Genomic DNA, 22,764 nt, shown 5'->3' on the forward strand with positions numbered 1-22,764 from the left:
CTGCAACAAGCAGGAGAGGCGATGATGGACCCGAACGGGATCGAAGGGCTGGACGCACAATTCATCGGCCGCGTTTCGCCGACCGCGCCGCGCATCCAGGCGGGCGGCCATCCGTGCCAGGGCATCTATTGGACTGAGGCGGGCAAGCGCCCGAAGGTCGCGATCATCGCCACCCATTATAATGTCGATTTTTCCGAACATTACATCGCCCCATATTTCGCGCGGCAGGGTTTCGGCTTCCTCGGCTGGAACACGCGCTATCGCGGAATGGAGGATCAGTTCCTGCTCGAGCACGCGATCGTCGACATCGGCGTCGGCATGCAATGGCTGAAGGAGGAGGCCGGGGTCGAGGCGATCGTCATCCTCGGCAATTCGGGGGGCGGTTCGCTGATGGGCGCCTATCAGGCCGAAGCCATTGCGCCGACGCTGACCGACCGTCTGCCGGCCGCCGGGCAGGATGCGCTTGCCAGTCTGGTGAAGGGCGACCTTTATATCAGCTTCAACGCGCATCAGGGGCGGCCCGAGGTGCTCACCGACTGGATGGACGCATCGGTGATCGACGAGAATGACCCGGTCGCGACCGACCCCGAACTCGACCCGTTCAACCCCGACAACGGCCCGCCCTATTCGGACGATTTCATCGCCCGATACCGCGCTGCCCAACGGGCGCGCAACCAGCGCATCACCGATTGGGCGAAGGCCGAATTGAAGCGACTCAGCGATGCGGGCATCCCCGACCGCATCTTTCCGATGTTCCGCTGCTGGGGCGACATCCGCTGCGTCGATCCGGCGATCGACCCGTCCGACCGCAAGCCCAACTGGTGCTATCGCGGCGACCCCGCGATCGCCAACCGCACCCCGAGCATCGGGCGGGCGAACACGATCAAGACCTGGCTCAACATGTGGAGCCTCGAAACCTCGCCGTGTCAGGGCCAGCCGCATCTCGCGAAACACGACACCCCCGCGCTGGTCGTCCAGGGCACCGCCGACACCGGCGTCTTCCCGAGCGATGCACGCAAGATCTTCGACTTTCTGGGCACGGAGGACAAACAGCTCGAACTGATCCCCGGGGCGCATTATTTCGAGGATTCGATCGAAGAGCGCCGGAACGCTGCCGACCTGGTCGGGGCATGGGTTCGGGAGAAGCTGTAAGTGGACGCGACTGGCGCGGCCCTGATCGACGACCTGCGCGGCGCCGGCATTGTCGTCGCTGACGATGCGGCGGTCGAACCGTTGACCGGCGGCGTTTCGTGCGACGTGTGGAAGGTCGAAACGGCGTCCGGCCCGCTCGTCGTCAAGCGCCCGCTCGAACAATTGCGCGTCGCCGCCGACTGGCACGCGCCGGTCGAGCGCGGTGCGAGCGAAGTGCGCTGGCTGCAGCGCGCGCAATCGGTCGATCCGCGCATGGCGCCCGAGGTGGTGGCCGAATTGCCCGGCTATGGCTTTGCTATGCGCTTCGTTCCCCACGCTCCCGTGTGGAAGGATGAGCTAGTCGCGGGTCGTGTCGATCCCACCTTCGCTGCCGCGGTCGGCGCGCGCATCGTCGCGGTGCATGCTGCCACGGCGGACAGCCCCGCCGACCGCGATGCATTCGCCACCGACGCGATGTTCCGCGCGCTGCGTATCGACCCTTTTCTGCTCTATGTGGCGCAGCGCGATAAGGCTGTCGCTGAACCGCTTTATACGCTCGCCGACGAACTCGCTTGCTCCAAGCGCGCGCTGGTGCATGGTGATGTCAGCCCGAAGAATATCCTTGTCGCACCCGCCGGCCCGCTGTTTCTCGACGCCGAATGCGCGGTTTATGGCGACCCCGCCTTTGACCTCGCCTTTTGCACCACGCACCTGCTGCTCAAACTCGTCTGGCTCGATGACGGGCGGCTGCGCGACGCTGCTGCCGCGCTCGTCACGGCCTATAGCAACGGCATCGATTGGGAGGACGCAGACGCGCTGATGCTCCGCGCCGGCCAGATCGCCGCAGCGCTGCTGCTTGCGCGGGTCGAGGGCAAGTCGCCCGCGCCCTATCTGACCGACCCCGATCACAAGTGCATCGTCGCCGAACAGGCGCGCGCACTACTGCTGTCGCCCGCGCCGCTGGGCGCGCTCGTCACTGAATGGAAAAGGACAATATCATGAGTTCGCGCATCGCGGCTGTCACCGGCCGTCAGATTTGGGATTCGCGGGGACGCCCGACGGTCGAGGCCGAAGTGACGCTCGAATCGGGCGCGGTCGGGCGCGCGATTGCGCCTGCGGGCGCGTCGCGCGGTGCGCATGAGGCCATCGACCTGCGCGACGGCGGGGCGGCATTCGGCGGCTTCGGGGTGAACAGTGCGGTCGCTGGCATTGGTACCGAGATTGCGCGCGCGTTGGCGGGTCAGGACGCGCGCGACCAGGCGGCGGTCGACAGGCTTCTGTGCGATCTCGACGGCACGCCCAACAAGGCGCGGCTTGGCGCCAATGCCGTGGTGGCGGTGTCGATGGCAGTGCTCCACGCCGCCGCGGCAAACGCGCGCGTACCGCTTTGGCGCTACCTGGCTGACGGACGCAAGATTCGGACTCCGCTGCCCGAGATCCAGATTTTCGGCGGCGGCGCCCATGCCGGGCGGCGGACCGATGTGCAGGATTTCATGGTGATGTGCCCCAGGGCGGGAAACTTTCGCCGCGCGCTCGAAATTACCGAGGAGGTCTATCGCGCCGCGGGCAGGCTGATGGAGGCCAAGGGGCCGCTCTCTGGAGTCGCCGACGAAGGCGGCTGGTGGCCCAATTTTGCGTCGAACGAAGATGCGCTCGACACGTTGACCAAGGCCATCGAGGCGAGCGGGCACCGCGCGGGCGAAGACGTGTTCATCTCGCTCGACATTGCCGCGAACGAGCTTGGCGACGCGGCGGGCTATGACCTCGCGCTCGACGACCGGCGGCTGTCGGGCGAGGAAATGGCGGCCCGCATCATCGAATGGGCGGGACGCTATCCGATCCTGTCGATCGAGGACCCGGCGGGGCAGGACGATTGGACGACGATGGCGGCGGTCACCGCCAGCATCGGCGACCGGGTGCAGATCATCGGCGACGATGTTCTCGTCACCAATGCAGAGCGCGTCGCGCGGGCGGGCGATGCGGCGGTCTGCAATGCCGCGCTCATCAAGGTCAATCAGGTTGGTACGGTGACCGAGGCAAAGGCCGCGATCGAGGCAGCCGTCCAGCGCGGCTGGGGCGCCATCGTTTCGGCGCGGTCGGGCGAGAGCGAGGATGTCACCATCGCGCATCTCGCCTCCGGCTGGGACGCGGGGCAATTGAAGGTCGGCAGCTTCACCCGCTCTGAACGCATGGCGAAATGGAACGAAATGTTGCGGATCGAGGAGGCGTTGGGAAGCGACGCCGAATGGGCGGGGTTCTCGGCCTTTGCCGGATCGATCGGCCAGGTGACGGCATGATCGTCCTTCACGCACGTCCGAGCCCCGGTTTTCGGGAAGCCGTCGATGCTATTTTCGGCCCCGGCGTCGTGACCCATGTCGACGAAGCCGCGCCGCTTGATGATGTGGCGGGCGAGATTAGCGCGCTGCTGCACGTCCTGACCCCGGTAACGGCCGACTTTATCGCCTCGGCGCCCAATCTCAAGCTGATACAGAAGCTCGGCGTCGGCGTGAACACCATCGCGCTTGATGCCGCCCGCGAGCATGACGTTGCCGTATGCAACATGCCGGGCACCAACAGCCAGGCGGTCGCCGAAATGGCGCTGTCGCTGATGATCGCGGTGCTGCGCCGCACCTGCTTCTTTGATGCGCGCACGCGAGCGGGCGAGGGCTGGACCGCCGATCCATCGGAACTCGACTTGGTCGGCGAGATTAAGGGGCGCACCGTCGGTCTCGTCGGTTTCGGCCATTCGGCACAGCGGCTCGCGCCGGTGCTCGAAGCGCTGGGGGCGAGGGTCGTCTATACGGCGCGTAGCGAAAAGCCCGTCACCTATGAGCATTGGCCGCTCGACCGTCTGATCGCGCAAAGCGACATCGTCTCGCTGCATATGCCGCTCACCGACGACACCCGCGCGAGCATCGACCCTTTTGCGATGAAGAAGGGCGCGGTGCTGGTAAATTGCGCGCGCGGCGAGCTGATCGACGAGGGGCGGTTGGGCGAGGCGCTGACAAGCGGCCATTTGCGCGGCGCGGGGCTCGACGTGTTCGCCGAAGAGCCGCTGCCGCGCGGCAATCTGCTGCTCGGCCTGCCCAATGTCGTGCTCGCCCCGCATATCGCCTGGCTCACCCCCGAAACGCTCGTGCGAAGCCTGACGGTGGCGCATGAAAACTGCCGCCGGCTTGCCGCGGGCGAAGCGTTGCTCCACCGCGCCGTTTGATACGGACCAAGCGCCATGACCCTCCCAATTTTTCTCATCACCGGCCAATTGCTCACCGAAGCGGTATGGGCGCCCTTGCGCGAGGCGTGGCCCGACCGGGAGCTTGTTGTCGCCGACAATAAGAGCGACGACAGCATCGAAGCCTTTGCCGCGCGCCTGCTCGAAAATGCGCCGCCGCGTTTCGCGCTGGTCGCCCACGCAATGGGAGGCTTTATCGCGTTCGAGGTGATGCGCCGCGCCCCCGAACGTGTCGAGCGGCTGGCGCTCGTTTCGACGCTCGCCCCGGCCGACGGTCCAGCGCAGACCGTGCGGCGGCAGGGCTATATCGACCTCGTCGAAAGCGGAAAATTCGAACAGGTCGTCGAGGAACGCATCCCCATCCTCTTCCCCGAGGAAAAACGCGCCGATGCCCGCTTGCTCGGCATCGCGCGACAGATGGCGGCCGACACGGGCGCCGAAACCTTCCTCGCGCAGCAGCGTGCGATCATGGCGCGGGTCGACAGTCGCCCGCGGCTCGGGGACATCGCGGTGCCCGTGCTGCTTGTTCGCGGCGATGGCGACGGTATCGTGAGCGCGGCGCACCATGAAGAAATTGCCGAGGCGATCCCCGGCGCCCGCTCGGTGACAATCGAAGGTGCAGGCCATCTGCCGATGGTCGAGGCGCCGGACCGGTTCCGGACGATCCTTGCGGCGTTTCTGGATGAATAGACAAGGGATTGGGCGATGATCGACCTCGATGCAATTCGGACGCTGGCGGACATCCCGGCGGCATGGGCGCGGCGCCGGGGCGATGCGGTGGCGGTCAAGTTCGAGGACCGCGAGACGAGCTTTTCCGAACTCGACGCGCGTGCAAACCGCGTCGCGCACGCCCTGCGCGTGACAGGGTTTCGCCCGGGCGACCGGGTATCGGCACTCACCAAGAACCACGATAGCTGGTATCCGCTCTTTTTCGGAACGGCGCGGGCACGTGCCTGTTTCGCGCCGATCAATTGCCGCCTCGCACCCGCCGAGATCGGCTTCATCCTGGGCGACGCTGCGCCCCGACTGCTGTTCGTCGGCGAGGATTTCTTTGACTGCGCGCTGGCGGCGGTCGCCGACCTGCCGGCCCCGCCGCTGCTGATCGCGCTTTACGGCGAACATCCCGCATTCCTGCCCCTCGAGACGTGGCTCGGTGGTGCGGGGGATGCACCGCTCGCAGACGCGCCCGAGTTAGCTGATGATGTGCTGCAGCTATACACGAGCGGCACGACGGGGCTGCCGAAGGGTGTGGTCCTGACCAATCGCAATTATCGCGCCTTCCTCGAAGCCGCGACGGAGGTCGATGGCTTCGCCTATGGCGAGGATGAAACCGTTATGATCGTCATGCCCCTGTTCCACGTCGCTGGGACGAACGTCAGTTTCTCGGGATTGGCGCAGGGCGGGCGGCTGGTTCTCGTCAAGGATTTCGCTGCTGCCGACGCGCTGCACATGATGCGCCGCGAGCGGGTTGCGCATGCATTCCTGGCGCCTGCGATGATCCAGATGATGCTGCTCGACCCGGGGGCGGTGGAGGGGGGCTTCCCCGAACTCCGCTCGATCGCCTATGGTGCGTCGCCGATTGCCGAGGATGTGCTGCGCCGTGCGCGGCAGGCCTTCGGCTGCGACTTTGTGCAATTTTACGGCATGACCGAATCGGCGGGGGGCGGCTCCTATCTCGCCCCTGCCGCGCACGACTTGCCGGGCAAGCTGACCTCGTGCGGCAAGCCGTGGCCGGGGATCGAAATGGCGATCCTCGACGGCGATGGGCGCGCGCTGGGCGTCGGCGAGATCGGCGAGATCGCCATTCGCGGTGCAATCGTGATGAAGGAATATTGGGACCGCGCGGCGGCGACCGAGGAAACGCTAGCAGGCGGCTGGCTCCACACCGGCGACGTCGGATGCCGCGATGCCGACGGATTCTATTACGTCCACGACCGCATCAAGGACATGATCGTTTCGGGCGGCGAGAATGTCTATCCGGCCGAGGTCGAAAGCGCGATCATGGGCTGCCCCGGTGTCGCCGACGTCGCGGTCATCGGCGTTCCCGACGACAAATGGGGCGAAGCCGTGAAGGCGCTGATCGTCCCGGCGGCCGGGGCGCAGCCCGACCCTGCGGATATCGTCGCCTGGGCACGCGAGCGGATCGCGGCCTACAAGGTTCCGAAAAGCGTCGAGTTCATCGATGCGCTGCCGCGCAATCCGTCGGGCAAGGTGCTTCGCCGCGAGTTGCGTGCGCCCTTCTGGGAAGGCCGCGACCGCGCGGTCGGATAAGCGTCGGAACTTCAAAAAAGGAACCCGGCCAATGGCCGGGTCGAGGAGGAGTTCCAGTGGCTCTGGAAATTCAAGCTGCGGTCGCCGGGGTTCGGCCGGTGATCAGTCCTTCGCGCCGCGTGCCGTCGGCCTGCATCGGATCGTGCGCGACATCGCTGTCGTCGAATTCCTTCGTCCAGGCGGCAAACTCGAGGCAGATGCCGTCGGGATCGAAGAAATAAATCGAGCGGACGAACACGCCGGGGTGCAGTTCTTCTGCGAGGTTGGTGTCCGAATCGTCGTGATTGAGGACGCCCGAAACCTTCACGCCCTTTTCGGCGAGCCGCGTACAATACTCGTCGAATTTGTCGGCCGCGACATTGATCGCAATATGGTTCATCGACCCGTGCGCCGACGTGAAATCGCCTTCGCCCGGAAGTGCCTGCGGTGCCGAAACGCCTGGGACGCCGGGGCGCGCATTGTTGAACCAGAAGAAGGCGATGCTGTCGCCGTTGCCGACATCGAAAAAGAAATGCTGGCCGCGCCCGCCCGGCAACTCGAGCGTCTTGATGAGCGGCATACCGAGTATGTCGCGATAAAATTCGACCGTTTTCGCCATGTCTTTGCACACCAGCGCAAGGTGGTTGATGCCGCGAAAATCGAACTCCGGATTTGTTTCCGCCATTATCCGTCTCCTTTGGTTCAGTTATTGTTCGTGCTGGGGCGGCTCGTCATCCGCTCGTACCAGCGCAGGACATGCGTTGCAGCGGGGTCGATCGGCTGACCGACCGACGCGCCGAAATGGAGAAAGGCGAACAGCATGACGTCGGCGAGCGTCAGCCGGTCGCCCGCGATGAAGTCGCGACCCGCGATCAGCGGATCGAGCCACCGGATACCATCTTGCGTCGTCGCCTTCAGCCCGTCCGCTGCCTCGGGCAGGCAGCGCACCCGCGTTTCGAACAACGGCAGCCCTTCGGCGAAGCGGAAGCCGTTGGTCAGCGGCTCGCAGATTTTCAGGTCGACACGGCGGGCCCACATTCGCGTCTGCGCCCGCTCTTCCGGCGTCGTGCCGATCAGCGACGGATCGGGGTAAAGCTCTTCCAGATATTCGCAGATTGCGGTGATTTCGGTGAGGATTGACCCGTCGTCGAGTTCCAGCGCCGGGGTCTGGCCGGCGGGGTTGACCTCTACATTATAGGGTGCGCGGCGGTTTTCACCCCCGCGCAGGTCGATGACGGCCTCGGGGATCTCGATTCCCTTTTCGGTCATGAACAGCTTCACGACACGCGGGTTGGGACCGACGCTGTTATAGAATTTCATGCTGTCCTCTCTCTTGGCTCTTTACCATTACAGCGGCAAATCGTCAATTAATTTGACAGTTGTGAAGCGCGAGCCCCGGTCGTGGCCAGCGGACGCGATAAAGCGTTCCGGTTGTCGATGCGGTGATATAGGCGTCGCGGCCGTCCGGGCCGCCAAAGGCGATGTTGGTGATGCCGATATCGGGGAGCGGCACGAACTCTGGCGCGCCGCCCGCGGGATCCAAAATGCTGATGCCGCCCTCGACCATCGTCGCGACGCAGACGCGCCCGCTCGCCTCGACTGCGAGACTGTCGAACAGACGAAAGGCGGGCGGCGTCCCGACAAAACGACCGGGCGCCCAGGGCGGGGGCGGCGTGAGTACACCGGGCATCACAATATCAATCGCCCACAGCCGGGCTGTCATCGTTTCGCTGACATAAAGTATGTCGCCACCGGGCGAGAGGCCGATGCCGTTGGGGCCGATCATCGCGGCACGCTGGAGGCTGAGCCGCTGACCGTCCGTGGTCGCATAATAGACCGCGCCATGATCGCGCCCGCTCGCGCGGACATGGCCATGGTCGGTGAACCAGAAACCGCCGCTTGCGTCGAAGACGATATCGTTGGGCCCACTGAGCGGCGCGCCTTTGAAGCTGTCGTACAGCGTCGTCACCGCGCCGGTCCCGAGGTCGACGCGCTGGATCGACCCGCAAGCCGCCTCGTGCGCCGCATGGCCGGGGAACAACAAGCCCTGGGCCTCGGTCCAGATGAACCCGCCATTGTTGCAGACATAGGCTGCGCCGTCGGGTCCGACGGCGAGCCCGTTCGGCCCGCCGCCGAGTTCGGCAACGACCGACAGTGCGCCGTCCGCGCCCACGCGCGTCAGCGTGCCGCGCGCGATTTCGACGAGCAGCACCGACCCGTCGGGCATCGGAACCGGTCCTTCGGGAAAGCGCAGGCCCGAGGCGACGACCTCGGGCGCGCCGAAGTCGTTCATTCGCCCGTGGGGCGCGGGGCGCTCAGGAAGTCGGCGGCGTCGAAGCCTTCCGGCGCCGCGACCTCGACGATCGGGTCCTCGCGGGCATCAAACTCCATGCGCAGTGCGCGGGTGATGACCGCGTGCATGTCATACAGGCAGGTGATGTATGTGAATTCGAAAATCTGCTCGTCGGTCCAGAAGCTTTTGAGCTTGTCGAAAACCTCGAGCGGGACGCGGCCGTCCGCCTGGCTAAGGCAATCGGCATAGGCAAGCACGGAGCGTTCCTGATCGTCATAGCAATCGGCGACCTGCCAATGCGCGATGCTCGCAATCTTGTCCTCGCTGACACCAAGCCCCCGCAGCGACTTGCAATGCTGTGAAAAGACGAACTGGCTTCCCTTGACCCAACCGGCGCGCGTCTGGCCGAGTTCGCGCAAGACCGGGTCGATCGAGCGCGCGGGGTTGCGATAGACGGCAAAGCCGTCGACCGCATGTTTGAAGATGTCGGGCGACAGTGCATAGACGGTCCACCAATCGCCGGGCGTGCCCGTCGCCGTGCCCGGCTCGGCCACCGGGTCGCGATCGCCGAACAGGCGGTTGTAATAGGCGATGACCGTCTCGTCGGTGATTTCGGAACGGGGAACCTGGCGCAATACGGGCATGGTTTTGTCCTCAGGCGTTTGCAAATTTGCGGAATTCGGCGACGTGCGCCGAATCGAAATATTCGTCGAGGCGCGTGATCTTGCCCGCTTCGACGCGGCAGATGATTGCGCAGGGCAGCCGCACGGGCACATCGTCGTGTACGCGGACGCCCTTCAGCTCATGCTGTTGTACGAACCCGCCGGGATAAACCGTCAGCCGCCGCTCGGCATATTTTCGGTCCTTGATCCGCGCGACCATCCCGGTCAGCGTCGTCGCAGTCTGGTCGCGGGTGACGATAGCCTCGTCGGTGTTGTGCCAGATTTCGGCGTCGGGCGTGAAGCAGCTTCGCATCGCATCGATGTCGCCCGCCTCGATCGCGTCGAAAAAGCGGGTCGCCATCGCCCGGATCTGTTCCTCTTCGGCCATGTCGCTCTCCTAAGCCTTGGCGCCGAACATGCGGCCGCCGTTCGCGGCGATCAGCCCGTCGATATCGTCGCCGCAATAGTCGGGATCGGCGGACGCGCCGAACGCCGACAGCATGTCGGCGGTCACCAGTTCGGCCATCGCCTTCCATTCGGGGTGGGTGAAGATCCAGAAGTCGCCAGCCTCTACAGCCGCCACGACGCGCGCGCCGATCCGGTCGGGCGACATGCCGCCCGCGAGTACGCCCTGCATCGCCTGGCTCGTCACCGCAGCTTGACCGACCTCAACCTCGACCGGGCGGAGGTCGCGCGTCGTTTCGACAATGCGTGTTGCCGACATGCCGGGCATCAGCACCGATACCCCAACCCCGCTGTCGGCCAACTCGTTGCGCAATGCCATTGCGATGCCCAGCGTCGCGAATTTCGAGCTGATGTAGGCGACCGAGATCGGCGGCGGCACAATAGCGACCATCGACGATGTGATGACAATGTGGGCGGGCTCGCCGGCAGCCTTCATGCCGCCCAGAAATGTGCGGCACGCATAAAGATGGGCATGCGCGTTGACAGCATAGTTCCAGCGCCAGACGTCGGTGTCATATTGCTCGAACGGACCCGATCCGCCGCCGACCCCCGCGTTGCTGAACAGGATGCGTACCGGGCCGAAGGCGCGTGCGGCTTCTCTCGCCGCCGCCCAGTCTTCCTCGCTGGTGACGTCGAGCCTGATGCCGAGCGCCTCGGCGCCGGCACGGCGCAGCGTCTCGGCCGCGTCCTCGACGCGCGCACCGTCGATGTCGGCGACGATGACTGCTGCGCCCTTGTCTGCCAACGCCCTGGCGGTTGCGAAGCCGATCCCGCTTGCGCCGCCTGTGATGAAGGCCGCTTTTCCGGCAACAGGGGTCATTCGGCAAAATCCTTGTCGAGGTGGCGCGTCATCGCGAACTGGGCAAAGCCCGCCGCGACCGCGAAAGGCATCAGCGCCATCAGCGCCCAGCGCAGGCTCGCATCGCCATGCTCCGGCTTCAGCGCGTCGCTGACCATGCCGGCAAAGAGCGGCCCGAGGCCGAGGCCGACGATGTTGAACATCAGCATCAGCACCGCAGCCGCAGTGGCGCGCGAGCGCGGCGGGGTGAGGTTCTGCACGAGCGCAAGCGCGGGCGCGACATAGGCGGTGCAGGCCGCCATCGGAACGAGCATCAGCGCCAGCGACAGCTGCCAGCTGTCGACGAGCAGCGCCGCGATGAAGGTCGGGACGAGCACCGCGGTCGCGAGCGCCGGGATCGTCCCATAGGCGCGCGGCGAGCGTTCTGCGGCGCGGCTGACAAGCCAGCCGCCGCCGAGAATGCCGACGCCGAAGGTGATCCCGGCTGCGGGCGCGAACCAGCTCGCCATCGCTTCGAGCGGCATCTTTTGTGTGCGCATCAGAAAGGCGGGGATCCAGTTGAGCATGCCATAGCTCACAAAGGCGGCGAGGCCGCTTCCCACCATCACCATGCGGAGCGAGCGGCGGCGCACGAACATCGCAAGGCTCTGGCCGAAGGGGAGGGCGGCGTCGGCCTGTTTCTGCGTATCCATCGCCCCGCGCATCGGCTCGCGTACCAGCCAGATCAAAAGCGGCGCGACGAGGATACCGACGATACCGATTACGACAAAGGCGTTACGCCAACCGATATTGGCCGCCGCCCACGCGCCGAACGCCGCGCCGACGAAAACGCCGAACGGGCCGTTGCAGGTGAACAGGCCAATGGCGAAGGGGCGCTTGGCCGGGGGATAAAGGTCGGCAATCACCGACAGCGACGGTGCGGTTCCGCCCGCCTCGCCCGCGCCGACGCCAAAGCGCATCAGGGCGAGCTGCCAGAAGTTGGAGGCCAGTCCGCACGCCGCTGTGAAGGCGCTCCACACGATGCACGACAGACCGATCAGCTTCACCCGGTTCCAGCGGTCGGCGATCATCGCGACCGGCACCCCCATCGCCGCATAGAAAAGCGCAAAGGCAAGGCCCGTCAGCAACCCGAACTGTGTGTCGCTGAATTGCATGTCGGCGCGGATCGGTTCGACGAGCACCGACAGGAGCTGGCGATCGACGAAATTGATCGTGCCGACGACGAAGAGCATCCCCAGCGCAAAATTTCGCCGCGCGGTTCCCCCATAGATCTGCGCCCCTTTCGTGGCCGCGAAGGCGGTTGCCTCGGTCATGGCTCTCCCCATTGGTCGGCGAGTCCTCTCGCTTCAAAAATACTTAGATATTTAAGGTTATCTGTCAATGTGCTTTACAGTGTGCCGGCCAATGCAGGGAGGATGGCATGGAGATTCGCGGAAAAACAGCGATTGTGACGGGCGCGGCGAGCGGTATTGGTCGCGCGACCGCCGAAATTCTGGCGCGGCGGGGCGCTGCGGAAATTGCGCTCGTCGATGTGAATGATGCCGGGCTGGCAGAGACGGCGGCGCTGGTCGAAGCGCAGGGCACGCGTGCAAGCGTCCACCGGCTCGACCTGTCGGACATCGCTGCGGTCGAAGCCTGGTTCCGCGACCATGGCGACGTCGACATCCTGCACAATAATGCCGGGGTCGTGTCGGGCCTTCCGCAATTTCCAGACGTCGACGCCGCGCGCTTGCGATGGATCATCGACGTCAACGTCACCGCGCTTGTCGTCGCGACGCAGCTCGCGGTGCAGGCGATGCGCCAGCGCGGCGGCGGCGTTATCGTCAATACAGTGTCGACGGTCGCTCTCGGGACGGGCTTTTACGACGCCATGTATGCGACGACGAAGGCGGCGGCGATGATGTTCACGCGCTGCTGCGCCTCGCTGAAAGAAGAACATGGCGTCCGCGTCATGGGCATCCTGCCGGGGCTTGTCGACACGCCCATCCTCGACACCACCGGCGCAGGAGGAAAATCGGAATGGATGGAAACCGTGCTCGCCAACAATGAGGCATGCCTGCCCGAAGATATAGCCGAGGGCGTCGCGATGCTCATCGCCGACGACAGGCTGGCCGGGGGCGACTGGCTGGCCGTGCGCAGGCTCGAGGGCGCGATCGATTATGAGTGGGGGCACGCCGACACGGTCGTCTGACCGTGCGGCCACTCGGCGTTACCGCGTTGGGGCTTCGAGCATATTCTTGCCGAAAAGGTTTGACCATTGCTCCTCGCTCAGCACGGGGCGAGCGCTCGACAGGTTGGCGGCGTTCTTGACGTCGGTCCCTGCGATGACGGCCGGGCGCTCGCCGACGCGAACAAACCAGTCGGCGATTGCGGGATAATCGTCGAGCGTCAGGCCGATGGCGCGTATCGCGCGCGTCCACGGCCAGGTCGCGATGTCGGCGATGCTATATTCCTCGGCCAGATAGTCCGCTTCCGACAGGCGCCCGTTAAGAACGTGGAGCAGCCGGAGCGTTTCGTTGCGATAGCGTTCGACGGGATAGGTCTGGCCTTCGGGTGCATAGCGAATGAAATGATGCGCCTGTCCCTGCATCGGACCAAAGCTTGCCATCTGCCACATCAGCCATTGCTGCGCCTGGCTTCGGCGGCGTGGATCGGCGGGGAGGAGCATGCCCGACTTTTCCGCAAGATAGAGAAGGATGGCACCGCTTTCGAATATTGGGAGCGGCGCGCCGCCGCCGACGGGATCATGGTCGACGATGGCGGGAAGTCGGCCGTTGGGATTGATCCGGCGATAGGCGGCAGTCAGGTGATCGCCCGCGAGCATGTCCATCTTGATCAGCCGGTGGTCGAGCCCGGTTTCCTCGAGCATGATCGATATTTTGTGCCCGTTCGGTGTGGGGGTGAAATAGACGTCGATCATGCTGAAGCCCCTTGTGCGAAACGGGTGCGAGCGAGGGCGAACACGCGGTCAAATGCCGCCCGGCCTGCCGGATAGCCCGCGACCGAAAGCGTCACGCCGACGATGGACCAGCGCTCGCCGCGCTGCAGCCTGAACCGGTAGCGTCCGATGAGGTTGCCCATAAGCTCGTCCTCTCCGTCGCGAATGAAATGGGCGGCGTCGACGATTGCGGCTACCTCGGCCTGTTTGCCCTCGACCGATGCCTGGAGGTTCGAAAGGCGGTGCGCGGTCGCGCCGAACGCTTCGAGCAGACGGCATCGCGCAGTCCACTCGTCGGATGATACGTCGGCCTTGAGTGAGCCGATTGCGCTATAATCGATCGTTACGTTTGCACCGAACAGTGCGCGAAACGCTGTCCATTCGCGCGCGTCGAGCGCCGAGGCATAAGCGATTGCGACGGCCACCGCGGACTGCCGATCAAGCAGGTCTGCGATGGCCGCCGCTCCCCCCGGCATTGTCAGAATTTGACGCCCGCCTCGACCGAAATGCTGCGCGCCGGCTCGAGATAATGGATCGAGCGCGTCACGTCGGTGATGGGGAAGGGCAGGCGGAAGGCGCTGCCTGCGGTTAGCTTGTTTGTCAGGTTGCGCCCGACGAACGCGACGTGCCAGCGGTCCTCGGGCCCGCTCAATTGGACGCGCAGATCGACCTTGGCGTAGCCGCGCTGGAAACCGAAATTCGGGTCCTGATTGTCTGAATTAAAATATCCCGAACGCGCCGACACCACCCCGGTGACGTCGAGATCGAGCGAGGGCGACAGCGGCACCCATGCGTGGGCCGTCAAGCTTCCCGACCAGTCGGACACATAGGGCAGCGGCGCCCCGGCAATATTGTTCGCCGCGATGCTCGCCGGATTGGCCGGATCGCACGCGGAGATCGGCTGCGTCGCAAGGCAGGCCGCGCCCGGATAATCGATGTAACGGATATCCTGGTAAGCAGCCGATGCCTGCACGTCGAAATGGCGCGACGGTCGCAGAATGAAGGTGCTCTCGATCCCCGTCGATGCCGCGCTCGCCGCATTGCCTGTCTGATAGGTCGAGATCGTCGGGTTATAGACCGACACCTGCAGATTCTTGAACCGCGTATCGTAAACCGAGACGTTGGCCGTCAGCACGCCGAGCGTCGCACGAATGCCGCCCTCGATATTGCGCGATCGTTCGGGCTCGTACTGGAAGGTCGCATCGGTCGTGCCATAGGTGTTCGACACGAAGCCACCCGACTTCGACCCGCGGCCATAGGTGGCGTAAACCATGACGTCGGGGTTGATGTCATATTGGAGCGTGATCGACGGATCGACGTTGTTTTCCTTGCGCTTGCCCTGCGCCTGCGTGATCGGACGCAGGTTGAACGGGCCATAGATGCGCTCGCCGTCGAACGTCGCTTCCTTCTTCGTGTGCGTATAACGCAGGCTGCCGATGAAACGCAGCGCGTCGGTCGCATTCCACGTCGCCTGACCAAAGACCGAGTAGGATTCGGTCTTCTGGTCGAAGAAGGTGTGGAGCAGCCCGAAATAGGTCAGCGCGCTATTGTCGATATTGAAGCCGCCGAACTGGTCGAGATGATAGTCCGACTTATCGAAATAGGCGCCGACGATGAATTCAAGCGGGCGACCGGTCGGCGAAAGCAGCCGGATCTCCTGCGAGAATTGGTCGAACTTTTCAGGATAGCTGTTGTACACCGAATTGGTCGTCACCCCGCCGCCTGGCAGCGTCTGGTCGAACCCGTTGATCATCGCCGAATCGAACCAGCTGTATCCGGTGATCGAGGTTAGCGTATAGTCGCCGAGCTGGACGTTGGCGGTGCCCGAAATGTTTAGAGTCTCGCCGCGGATGCCTTCTTCGCCAAGCGCCGAATCTTCGAGGAAGCGCGTCTGGCGCAGATTGGGGACGGCTGTCGCCGAATCGGACACGGTGATCCCGCCCTCGATGTCCTGGTTTCCATATTCGACGCGCGCGGTGAAATCGAAGTCGGGGCTGGGTTCCCACAGCGCGGTGAAGCGAACGAGTTGCTGCTTCGTCTGCGGGTTCTTTTTGTCCGTCGCAAGGTTGCGGATATAGCCGTTGTTGTCGACGACGCGGCCGGCGAGGCGGACGCTCAGCGTCTCTGAAATCGGCCCCGACACATGGCCCGACAGTTCGAAGCCGTCATATTCGAAATCATAGCTTCCGGTGAGCGAACCTTCGAAATCGCGCGTCGGCGTCGCCGAAACGACGCTGATCGCGCCCGCCGCCGTGTTCTTTCCGAACAGCGCACCCTGCGGGCCGCGCAGCACCTCGACGCGCGCAATGTCAAAGAAGGGCGCCTGCGTCTGGCGACTGCGCCCGGCGTAGATACCGTCGACGTACAGGCTGACCGCTTGGTCGAACGAGAAATTCGACGGCGGCGAGCCGAAGCCGCGGATATAGATGACGTCGTTGCCTGCGGTCGTTTGGACGGCGACGTTGGGAACATAGGACGACATCGCCTGGAAATCGTTGACGCCGAGGTCCTGTAGCCTCTGGCCGCTCACAACCTCCATCGAAATCGGGACGTCCTGAATGCCCTGTTCGCGCTTTTGCGCAGTAACAATGATCTCATTGTCCAAACGGGCCTCGGCGGGCGCGGTTTGCGCCATCGCCGGTACTGCCCCGAAAATAATTGCTGCCCCGGCAACGCCCGAAAGCAGGACCTGATCCAATGCGCGCATCGACACCCTCCCTTGTGTAAATTTGCTGACGGTATGGGTGCGGCACGCCGCCTCCCATCCGTCAATTTGATTGACCCTTAGTATACTAATTGTTTTATACTTGTCCATAGCTGGACAGGAGGATTTGTAAGATGGACACTCTCGACGACGCCAACGCGCTCGCGCCGCTTCGCACGCGCCATTTGTGTACCGTGGAGTTCGAGGTCGAAGGCGGCATCATTGACATCGGGGCATCGCCATTCGGTGTGCAGCGGATGGGCTATGTCACGGGCGGCCGATTTTTCGGACCGCGTATCAACGGCTTGGTGCTACCTGGTGGCGGTAACTGGTCGCGCAGCGGACAGCTAGCCGGGGACGAGGCGGTCGGGACTTTCGACGCGCGATCCGTGTGGCAGGCCGACAATGGCGACCGCATCTTCGTGAGCTATTCGGGACGCAGCGTCGTTCCTCCCGATGTGCGCGCGGCCTTCGCAGACCCCGACGCAGCGCCGGTCGATTCGTCGCGATATTATCTGCGAATCGCGCCCGTGTTCGAAACGGCGAGCACCGAGTTCGGTTGGCTCAACGCGATTCTCGCCGTCGGCGTCGGCGAGAGAACCGATTTTGGCGCCCGCCATGTGATCCACGAGGTGCTGTGATGATCGACCTTCATTATTCGGCGACCCCCAACGGGCAAAAGATTGCCATCATGCTCGAAGAGATAGGCGCGCCATATCGCGTTATCGCCTATGATATTTTCCGGGGCGACCAGCTGACGAGCGTGTTCGGGCGTATCAACCCCAATCACAAGCTTCCCGCGATCGTCGATCGGGCGCCTGCCGAAGGTGGCGAGCCCGTGACCGTCTTTGAATCGGGCGCGATCCTGCAATATCTGGCCGAGAAGAATGGCCGTTTCCTGCCGCCGAGCGGCGCGGCGCGTGCTGCGACATTGTCGTGGCTGACCTGGCAGGTCGCGGGGCTCGGTCCGATGGGCGGGCAGGCGAGTCATTTCCTCCGCTACGCTCCGCCGGGGCAGGACTATGCGGTCGAACGATACACGCGCGAACTCGACCGGCTTCTAACGGTGCTCGAACGCCGCCTCGAAAAATCGACCTATGTCGCGGGCGAGGACTATACGATCGCCGACATGGCGATCTGGCCCGGCCGGGCGTCGGCGTTCGTCATGGGCATGGAGCTCGACACATGGCCGGCAATGAAGGCGTGGTTCGACCGGATCGCCGAGCGCCCCGCTGTGAAGCGTGCAATGGAACGTGCCGATCTGGCCGCGCCCGCGAAATATGTCGGGCGCTACCAGAAGCTCGATGACGAGGAATGGTCGAACATGTTCGGCCCGGCAAATCACGCCGCTGTTACGCGCGACTAGGGCATAGTCCTGGGGGGTAGCGCGAGCAGCCTCAGCGCGGGGCGTGTTGGCGGTCGCCCCACAGGATCGCGCGATGCTCGTCGGTGAAGCCTGTCAGTCCGCCTTCGATCGTTTCGGCGCGCGCGACGCCGACCGTCATGCCTTCGGCGACCGCGGGGCGCTCGAACATCGCGGCGCCCCAGCGCGCAACATTGGGAAAACGCGCGCCATTATCAATCAACTGGCGGCGCAGATAGGGCAGGGTCGCCATATCGGCGATGCTATATTCGTCGCCGGCAAGCCACTCGGTCTCACCGAGCCTTTTGTCGAGAACCATCATCAGCCGGTCGACCTCGCGTGTATAGCGATCGATCGCATAATCGTGGCGGTCTTTTGCATAATGGGTGAAATGTGCAGCCTGTCCGAACATCGGGCCGATACCCGACAGCTGGAACATCAGCCATTGCCAGCATAGCGCGCGCTTCACCGGATCGGCGGGGAGGAAGCGCCCCGTCTTTTCGGCGAGGTAAAGCAGGATTGCGCCGGTTTCCCACAAGACGAAACCCGGACCTGCCGGACCGTCGTCGTCGACAATGACCGGGGTCTTGTTGTTCGGATTGAGCGCGAGGAACGCGGGGGTCAGTTGATCGCCCGCGAGGATGTCGACCGGTTCAAGCTGCCATTCGAGATCCATTTCGAGCAGGGCAATCGCGATTTTGCGCGCATTGGGCGTCGGCCCGCCATAAAGGGTGATCATTGCGCTATTCCTCCCGGCCCAGCCATCGCCTCAGAATCTCGCCCGTATCCTGCCCGACCGCGAGCGGCGCGGGGCGGCGCACACTACCGGGTGTAGCCGACAGCTTCGGGAACACGCCTTGCATCGTCACCGCTCCCAGTTCGGGGTCGTCGACCGTGACAAGCGCTCCGCGCGCCGCGAAATGCGGATCGTTCAGCATATCTTCCGCGTCATAGACCCGCCCCGCCGGGACACTTGCGTCAAGCAGGCGTGCCTCGAGTTCGGCGATGGTCAGCGTGCGGGTCCAGTCGGCGATGAGCGCGTCGAGTTCCTCCTGATGCGCGCCGCGCGCGCGGTGCGTCGCATAACGGGGGTCGTGCGCCAGTCCGGGCCGCCCCATCGCTTCGGCGAGCCGCGCGAACACGCCGTCCTGGTTCGCGCCGATCAGATAGTCGCCGTCGCGGCAGGGATAGACGTTCGAGGGCGCAATGCCCGGCAGCGTCGAACCGGTCCGCTTGCGCTTGGCGCCGCTGACTGAATAGTCGGAGACTGTCGATTCCATCACTTGCAACACGGCCTCGTAAAGCGCCGAATCGATAATCTGGCCTTCGCCTGTCTGGGTACGGTGGTGGAGTGCGGCAAGCGCGCCGAGGCATCCATAGGTCGCTGCAAGCGTATCGCCAATCGACACCCCCATCCGTGCGGGGGGCAGGTCGGGATAGCCGACTATCCCGCGCCAGCCGCCCATCGCTTCGCCGATGCCGCCGAAGCCCGCGCGCGCCGAATAAGGGCCGGTCTGGCCATAGCCCGAAACGCGCACGACGATCAGGCCAGAGTTCGCCCGGCGGAGTTCGGCCGGGTCGAGATTCCATTTTTCGAGCGTCCCCGGCCGGAAATTTTCGATCAATATGTCGGCTTCGGCAATCAGGTCGCGGGCGAGCGCCTGACCCTCTGGCGAACGCAGGTCGACCGCCACCGAATATTTGTTCCGGGCAATGACGCGCCACCAGCTCGGCTTCTCGCCTTGGCCCCAGTGGCGCATCTGGTCGCCCGTTTCGGGAGGTTCGATCTTGACGACTTCGGCGCCCATGTCGCCAAGGAGCTGGCCGCAAAAGGGTCCTGCGATAAGCTGGCCCATTTCGACGACCTTGATTCCTTCCAGCGCTCCCCCGCCGCTGTTCGCGTCTGTCATTTCATTCCTTTCGGGACCGGACTGGCCAGAGGCGGTCGCCTCGCACCCCATTGGCTCTTTATACTTAGAATGCTATGTAATTTTCAACCTGCTAATTGGTCGGACCCGCCAGGAAGGAAAAAATGTCGATAAATCAGAGTGTGGAGATGGTCGAGGTCGGACCGCGCGACGGCCTGCAGAACGAATCGCGGGTGATCTCGACGGCCGACAAGGCCGAACTGGTCCGCCGCGCAATCGACTATGGCACACGCCGCATCGAGGTGACGAGCTTCGTCAATCCGAAGAGGGTGCCGCAACTTTCCGACGCCGAGCAGCTGGTGACGCTGCTGCCCGATCGCGCCGACGTGACATATATCGGCCTCGTTCTCAATCGCCGCGGGGCCGAAAGGGCGCTTGCCACGGGGCGCATCGACGAGCTGGGGGCCGTGTGCGTGACGACCGACAGCTTCGGTATCCGCAATCAGGGACAGAACGCCGCCGAATCGCTCGCCGCCGCCATCGAAATCGTCGCGCTGGCAAAGGCGTATGGCCGCAGCGCGCAAATTACCATTGCGACCGCCTTCGGCTGTCCGTTCGAGGGCCGCGTGGCGTTGCAGCAGGTTGTCGAGATGGCGAAACGCGCCGCCGACGCGGCGCCGCGCGAGGTCGCGCTTGCCGACACGATCGGCGTCGGGGCGCCGGGGCAGGTGGCCGAGACGGTCGGGCGCGTGCGCGAGGCGATCGCTGGATTGCCGCTCCGCGTCCATTTCCACAATACGCGCAACACCGGACTGGCCAATGTCTGGGCGGCGGTTTGCGAGGGCGTGGCGACGGTCGACGCATCGCTCGGTGGGCTTGGCGGCTGTCCCTTCGCTCCCGGCGCTGCGGGCAATGTTCCGACCGAGGATGTCGCTTATCTTTTGGAGCAAAGCGGCGTTGTCACGGGCCTTGACCTGGCCAAGGCGGTCGATGCGGCCCGATGGCTGACCGGCGTAATGGAGCGATCGCTCCCTGCGCTCGTCAGCAAGGCTCCGGCCTTTCCCAATGTTTGAACTGTACCGGGAGACGCTGCAATGAACTGGTCCGAAGACCTGAGCGCGGCGAAGATTGCGGCGCGCGTCGAACGTTTCGTGCGTGAAGAGGTTGTGCCCTATGAGCGCGACGATCGCTGCGGCCCGCACGGCCCGTCGGACGATCTCGTCCGCGAGCTGCGCACCAAGGCACGCGATGCGGGTGTCCTGACGCCGCACATCCTCGACGATGGCGCGCACCTCAGCCAGCGCGCGACGGCGATGGTGCTGAAGCCGTCGGGTCTCTCGCCGCTCGGGCCGGTCGCGGTCAACGTCATGGCCCCCGACGAGGGCAATATGTACCTGATCGGCAAGGTCGGGACGGACGAACAGAAGGAGCGTTTCCTGCGTCCGCTCGTGCGCGGCGAGGTGCGTTCGGCCTTTTTCATGACCGAACCCGCGGCCGAGGGCGGTGCGGGTTCCGACCCGTCGATGATGCAGACGCGCTGCTACCGCGACGGCGACGACTGGATCGTCAACGGCCGCAAGGCGTTCATCACGGGCGCGCAGGGCGCCAGCGTGGGCATCGTGATGGCCAAGGCCGACGAGGGGGCGTGCATGTTCCTCGTCGATTTGCCCGACCCTGCGGTGCGGATCGAGCGGCTGCTCGACACCATCGACAGCTCGATGCCCGGCGGCCACAGCATCGTGCGGATCGACAATCTGCGCGTCCCCGGCGCGCAGATGCTCGGCGCGCCGGGCGAGGGGTTCAAATATGCGCAGATCCGCCTGGCGCCCGCGCGCCTGTCGCACTGCATGCGCTGGTGGGGCGCGTGCCAGCGCGCGCACGAGATTGCGACCGCCTATGCCTGCACGCGCATGGCGTTCGGCAAGCCGCTCGTCGACCATGAAGGGGTCGGCTTCATGCTCGCCGAAAATCGCATCGACCTGAAGCAGGCCGAACTGATGATCGACTGGTGCGCCGACATACTCGACAGCGGTTCGCTCGGTACCGCCGAAAGTTCGATGGCGAAGGTCGCGGTGTCGGAGGCGCTGATGCGGATCGCCGACCGCTGCGTGCAGGTGATGGGCGGAACGGGCGTCAGCGGCGACACGATCGTCGAACAGGTTTTCCGCGAGGTGCGGGCCTTCCGGATTTACGACGGCCCGACCGAGGTCCACAAATGGTCGCTCGCCAAGGCGGTGAAGCGCGAATGGATGCAGGGCAACGCAAGGAACAGCGAAGGGACAGCATAATGACGACGGTCGCGGGACGGACAATCATCGTGACCGGCGCATCGGCGGGGCTCGGTGCGCATTTTGCGCGCCTTTATGCTGCGGCGGGTGCGCGCGTCGTCCTTGCCGCGCGCCGCGTCGACCGCGTCGAGGCGCTGGCGGCGTCGATCGAGGGTGAGGGCGGCGAAGCGCTGCCCGTCGCGATGGACGTCGGCGATGCGGACTCGGTCGCTGCCGCCTTCGACGCCGCAGAGGCGCGCTTCGGGCTGGTCGATACCATCGTTGCCAACGCTGGCGTTTCGATGGTGGGGCGGTCGACCGACCTGTCGGCGGACGCGATCCGCCAGGTGCTCGACACCAATATCGCCGGCGTTTACCTGACCGTGCGCGAGGGCGCGCGGCGCCTGATCGCATCGGGAAGCCGCGAAAGCGGCGCGGGACGCGTCATCATCATCGGATCGATCACTTCGCACATGACCGCCGTTGGCGACGCGGCCTATGCCGCGTCAAAGGCCGCGGTGGCGCACCTCGGCCGCAATTTTGCGCGCGAATGGGTGCGCCAGGGCATCAACGTCAATGTCATCCAGCCGGGCTATATCCAAAGCGAGCTGGCGGGCGACCTCTATCAGACCGAAGCGGGCGCACAGAAAATTGCCGCATTCCACCGGCGCCGCCTGCAGCCAGTCACCTCGCTCGACCCCTTCATGCTGCTGTTCGCGTCGGACGCGTCGGCCTGCGTGACGGGCGCCGTCATCGACATCGACGACGGGCAGTCGCTGTAACGGCGGCGGT

Annotated in this window: 24 protein-coding genes; 12 read left to right on the plus strand and 12 right to left on the minus strand. The window is 64.8% G+C overall.

Annotated elements, in window-relative coordinates:
- Window positions 1–21 precede the first annotated feature (21 nt).
- From H7692_RS14550 to H7692_RS14575, 6 genes are read left to right on the plus strand one after another with little or no spacing between them, the layout of a single operon-like run.
- Window positions 22–1,152, plus strand: a complete 1,131-nt coding sequence (locus H7692_RS14550) for an alpha/beta hydrolase (RefSeq protein WP_227340430.1) — start codon at window positions 22–24, stop codon at window positions 1,150–1,152.
- Window positions 1,153–2,133 carry a phosphotransferase family protein gene (locus tag H7692_RS14555; RefSeq protein ID WP_201927524.1) on the plus strand — a complete coding sequence of 327 codons (981 nt, stop codon included), beginning with the start codon at window positions 1,153–1,155 and terminating at the stop codon, window positions 2,131–2,133.
- Window positions 2,130–3,428 (plus strand): phosphopyruvate hydratase, encoded by a 1,299-nt coding sequence (gene eno, locus H7692_RS14560; protein ID WP_201927522.1) that lies wholly within the window; start codon window positions 2,130–2,132, stop codon window positions 3,426–3,428. The genes H7692_RS14555 and eno overlap by 4 nt, the downstream gene beginning before the upstream one ends.
- The gene (locus H7692_RS14565) at window positions 3,425–4,345 is read left to right on the plus strand and encodes an NAD(P)-dependent oxidoreductase (protein ID WP_222137252.1); all 921 of its coding nucleotides are present in this window, start codon (window positions 3,425–3,427) and stop codon (window positions 4,343–4,345) included. The genes eno and H7692_RS14565 overlap by 4 nt, the downstream gene beginning before the upstream one ends.
- Before the next feature lie 15 nt (window positions 4,346–4,360).
- Window positions 4,361–5,053: an alpha/beta fold hydrolase gene (locus H7692_RS14570; protein WP_201927518.1), complete on the plus strand. Its 693-nt coding sequence runs from the start codon at window positions 4,361–4,363 to the stop codon at window positions 5,051–5,053.
- A gap of 15 nt (window positions 5,054–5,068) precedes the next feature.
- Window positions 5,069–6,634, plus strand: coding sequence for a long-chain-fatty-acid--CoA ligase (locus H7692_RS14575; RefSeq protein WP_201927516.1), 1,566 nt, complete (start codon window positions 5,069–5,071; stop codon window positions 6,632–6,634).
- A gap of 70 nt (window positions 6,635–6,704) precedes the next feature.
- On the opposite strand, the gene H7692_RS14580 is transcribed toward H7692_RS14575, so the two are convergent.
- The 7 genes from H7692_RS14580 to H7692_RS14610 are packed head-to-tail and all read right to left on the minus strand — an operon-like array spanning window position 6,705 to window position 12,145.
- Window positions 6,705–7,298 (minus strand): VOC family protein, encoded by a 594-nt coding sequence (locus H7692_RS14580; RefSeq protein WP_227340431.1) that lies wholly within the window; start codon window positions 7,296–7,298, stop codon window positions 6,705–6,707.
- A 17-nt stretch (window positions 7,299–7,315) separates the two neighbouring features.
- Window positions 7,316–7,933: a glutathione S-transferase family protein gene (locus H7692_RS14585; protein WP_201927515.1), complete on the minus strand. Its 618-nt coding sequence runs from the start codon at window positions 7,931–7,933 to the stop codon at window positions 7,316–7,318.
- A gap of 43 nt (window positions 7,934–7,976) precedes the next feature.
- Window positions 7,977–8,906 carry an SMP-30/gluconolactonase/LRE family protein gene (locus tag H7692_RS14590; RefSeq protein WP_222137253.1) on the minus strand — a complete coding sequence of 310 codons (930 nt, stop codon included), beginning with the start codon at window positions 8,904–8,906 and terminating at the stop codon, window positions 7,977–7,979.
- Window positions 8,903–9,550 (minus strand): carboxymuconolactone decarboxylase family protein, encoded by a 648-nt coding sequence (locus tag H7692_RS14595; protein ID WP_222137254.1) that lies wholly within the window; start codon window positions 9,548–9,550, stop codon window positions 8,903–8,905. The genes H7692_RS14590 and H7692_RS14595 overlap by 4 nt, the downstream gene beginning before the upstream one ends.
- A 10-nt stretch (window positions 9,551–9,560) precedes the next feature.
- Complete coding sequence (locus H7692_RS14600) at window positions 9,561–9,956, minus strand: nuclear transport factor 2 family protein (RefSeq protein WP_201927507.1); 396 nt, start codon at window positions 9,954–9,956, stop codon at window positions 9,561–9,563.
- A gap of 9 nt (window positions 9,957–9,965) precedes the next feature.
- Window positions 9,966–10,853: an SDR family NAD(P)-dependent oxidoreductase gene (locus tag H7692_RS14605; protein ID WP_222137255.1), complete on the minus strand. Its 888-nt coding sequence runs from the start codon at window positions 10,851–10,853 to the stop codon at window positions 9,966–9,968.
- Complete coding sequence (locus tag H7692_RS14610; protein WP_227340432.1) at window positions 10,850–12,145, minus strand: spinster family MFS transporter; 1,296 nt, start codon at window positions 12,143–12,145, stop codon at window positions 10,850–10,852. Before H7692_RS14610 ends, H7692_RS14605 begins: the two co-directional genes overlap by 4 nt.
- Before the next feature lie 107 nt (window positions 12,146–12,252).
- Between H7692_RS14610 and H7692_RS14615 the strand changes: the two genes are divergently transcribed.
- Window positions 12,253–13,023 carry an SDR family NAD(P)-dependent oxidoreductase gene (locus H7692_RS14615; protein WP_201927499.1) on the plus strand — a complete coding sequence of 257 codons (771 nt, stop codon included), beginning with the start codon at window positions 12,253–12,255 and terminating at the stop codon, window positions 13,021–13,023.
- A gap of 18 nt (window positions 13,024–13,041) precedes the next feature.
- Here the strand turns inward: H7692_RS14615 and H7692_RS14620 are convergent, their stop codons facing one another.
- The 3 genes from H7692_RS14620 to H7692_RS14630 are packed head-to-tail and all read right to left on the minus strand — an operon-like array spanning window position 13,042 to window position 16,477.
- On the minus strand, window positions 13,042–13,752 hold the full coding sequence (locus H7692_RS14620; RefSeq protein ID WP_201927496.1) for a glutathione binding-like protein: 711 nt from the start codon (window positions 13,750–13,752) through the stop codon (window positions 13,042–13,044).
- On the minus strand, window positions 13,749–14,246 hold the full coding sequence (locus H7692_RS14625; protein ID WP_227340433.1) for a nuclear transport factor 2 family protein: 498 nt from the start codon (window positions 14,244–14,246) through the stop codon (window positions 13,749–13,751). Before H7692_RS14625 ends, H7692_RS14620 begins: the two co-directional genes overlap by 4 nt.
- 2 nt (window positions 14,247–14,248) lie before the next feature.
- On the minus strand, window positions 14,249–16,477 hold the full coding sequence (locus tag H7692_RS14630) for a TonB-dependent receptor (protein WP_201927493.1): 2,229 nt from the start codon (window positions 16,475–16,477) through the stop codon (window positions 14,249–14,251).
- A gap of 131 nt (window positions 16,478–16,608) precedes the next feature.
- On the opposite strand from H7692_RS14630, the gene H7692_RS14635 reads away from it, so the two are divergent.
- Both H7692_RS14635 and H7692_RS14640 read left to right on the plus strand, forming a co-directional pair.
- A complete protein-coding gene (locus H7692_RS14635; protein ID WP_222137258.1) occupies window positions 16,609–17,115 on the plus strand; it encodes a DUF3237 domain-containing protein in 507 nt (168 codons plus the stop codon).
- Entirely contained in the window at window positions 17,115–17,840 is a 726-nt protein-coding gene (locus H7692_RS14640) for a glutathione binding-like protein (protein ID WP_222137259.1), read from the plus strand. Before H7692_RS14635 ends, H7692_RS14640 begins: the two co-directional genes overlap by 1 nt.
- Window positions 17,841–17,871: 31 nt before the next feature.
- Here the strand turns inward: H7692_RS14640 and H7692_RS14645 are convergent, their stop codons facing one another.
- Window positions 17,872–18,576, minus strand: a complete 705-nt coding sequence (locus tag H7692_RS14645; protein ID WP_201927490.1) for a glutathione S-transferase family protein — start codon at window positions 18,574–18,576, stop codon at window positions 17,872–17,874.
- A gap of 4 nt (window positions 18,577–18,580) precedes the next feature.
- A complete protein-coding gene (locus tag H7692_RS14650) occupies window positions 18,581–19,747 on the minus strand; it encodes a CaiB/BaiF CoA transferase family protein (protein WP_201927489.1) in 1,167 nt (388 codons plus the stop codon).
- 122 nt (window positions 19,748–19,869) lie between these two features.
- Here H7692_RS14650 and H7692_RS14655 point away from each other — a divergent pair, with 122 nt between their 5' ends.
- From H7692_RS14655 to H7692_RS14665, 3 genes are read left to right on the plus strand one after another with little or no spacing between them, the layout of a single operon-like run.
- Window positions 19,870–20,778 carry a hydroxymethylglutaryl-CoA lyase gene (locus H7692_RS14655; protein WP_222137260.1) on the plus strand — a complete coding sequence of 303 codons (909 nt, stop codon included), beginning with the start codon at window positions 19,870–19,872 and terminating at the stop codon, window positions 20,776–20,778.
- A 21-nt stretch (window positions 20,779–20,799) separates the two neighbouring features.
- Window positions 20,800–21,993 (plus strand): acyl-CoA dehydrogenase family protein, encoded by a 1,194-nt coding sequence (locus H7692_RS14660; protein WP_222137261.1) that lies wholly within the window; start codon window positions 20,800–20,802, stop codon window positions 21,991–21,993.
- Window positions 21,993–22,754, plus strand: a complete 762-nt coding sequence (locus H7692_RS14665; RefSeq protein ID WP_222137262.1) for an SDR family NAD(P)-dependent oxidoreductase — start codon at window positions 21,993–21,995, stop codon at window positions 22,752–22,754. Before H7692_RS14660 ends, H7692_RS14665 begins: the two co-directional genes overlap by 1 nt.
- The last annotated feature ends 10 nt before the right edge of the window (window positions 22,755–22,764 follow it).

It is taken from the genome of Sphingopyxis sp. P8 (genome assembly GCF_020622175.1).
Taxonomy (GTDB): Bacteria; Pseudomonadota; Alphaproteobacteria; order Sphingomonadales; family Sphingomonadaceae; genus Sphingopyxis; species Sphingopyxis jiangsuensis.

Coding starts and splice junctions, on each gene's coding strand:
- H7692_RS14550 (WP_227340430.1), top strand. CDS start 22: ATGATGGACCCGAACGGGATCGAAGGGCTGGACGCACAATTCATCGGC.
- eno (WP_201927522.1), top strand. CDS start 2,130: ATGAGTTCGCGCATCGCGGCTGTCACCGGCCGTCAGATTTGGGATTCG.
- H7692_RS14565 (WP_222137252.1), top strand. CDS start 3,425: ATGATCGTCCTTCACGCACGTCCGAGCCCCGGTTTTCGGGAAGCCGTC.
- H7692_RS14570 (WP_201927518.1), top strand. CDS start 4,361: ATGACCCTCCCAATTTTTCTCATCACCGGCCAATTGCTCACCGAAGCG.
- H7692_RS14575 (WP_201927516.1), top strand. CDS start 5,069: ATGATCGACCTCGATGCAATTCGGACGCTGGCGGACATCCCGGCGGCA.
- H7692_RS14580 (WP_227340431.1), bottom strand. CDS start 7,298: ATGGCGGAAACAAATCCGGAGTTCGATTTTCGCGGCATCAACCACCTT.
- H7692_RS14585 (WP_201927515.1), bottom strand. CDS start 7,933: ATGAAATTCTATAACAGCGTCGGTCCCAACCCGCGTGTCGTGAAGCTG.
- H7692_RS14590 (WP_222137253.1), bottom strand. CDS start 8,906: ATGAACGACTTCGGCGCGCCCGAGGTCGTCGCCTCGGGCCTGCGCTTT.
- H7692_RS14595 (WP_222137254.1), bottom strand. CDS start 9,550: ATGCCCGTATTGCGCCAGGTTCCCCGTTCCGAAATCACCGACGAGACG.
- H7692_RS14600 (WP_201927507.1), bottom strand. CDS start 9,956: ATGGCCGAAGAGGAACAGATCCGGGCGATGGCGACCCGCTTTTTCGAC.
- H7692_RS14605 (WP_222137255.1), bottom strand. CDS start 10,853: ATGACCCCTGTTGCCGGAAAAGCGGCCTTCATCACAGGCGGCGCAAGC.
- H7692_RS14610 (WP_227340432.1), bottom strand. CDS start 12,145: ATGACCGAGGCAACCGCCTTCGCGGCCACGAAAGGGGCGCAGATCTAT.
- H7692_RS14615 (WP_201927499.1), top strand. CDS start 12,253: ATGGAGATTCGCGGAAAAACAGCGATTGTGACGGGCGCGGCGAGCGGT.
- H7692_RS14620 (WP_201927496.1), bottom strand. CDS start 13,752: ATGATCGACGTCTATTTCACCCCCACACCGAACGGGCACAAAATATCG.
- H7692_RS14625 (WP_227340433.1), bottom strand. CDS start 14,246: ATGCCGGGGGGAGCGGCGGCCATCGCAGACCTGCTTGATCGGCAGTCC.
- H7692_RS14630 (WP_201927493.1), bottom strand. CDS start 16,477: ATGCGCGCATTGGATCAGGTCCTGCTTTCGGGCGTTGCCGGGGCAGCA.
- H7692_RS14635 (WP_222137258.1), top strand. CDS start 16,609: ATGGACACTCTCGACGACGCCAACGCGCTCGCGCCGCTTCGCACGCGC.
- H7692_RS14640 (WP_222137259.1), top strand. CDS start 17,115: ATGATCGACCTTCATTATTCGGCGACCCCCAACGGGCAAAAGATTGCC.
- H7692_RS14645 (WP_201927490.1), bottom strand. CDS start 18,576: ATGATCACCCTTTATGGCGGGCCGACGCCCAATGCGCGCAAAATCGCG.
- H7692_RS14650 (WP_201927489.1), bottom strand. CDS start 19,747: ATGACAGACGCGAACAGCGGCGGGGGAGCGCTGGAAGGAATCAAGGTC.
- H7692_RS14655 (WP_222137260.1), top strand. CDS start 19,870: ATGTCGATAAATCAGAGTGTGGAGATGGTCGAGGTCGGACCGCGCGAC.
- H7692_RS14660 (WP_222137261.1), top strand. CDS start 20,800: ATGAACTGGTCCGAAGACCTGAGCGCGGCGAAGATTGCGGCGCGCGTC.
- H7692_RS14665 (WP_222137262.1), top strand. CDS start 21,993: ATGACGACGGTCGCGGGACGGACAATCATCGTGACCGGCGCATCGGCG.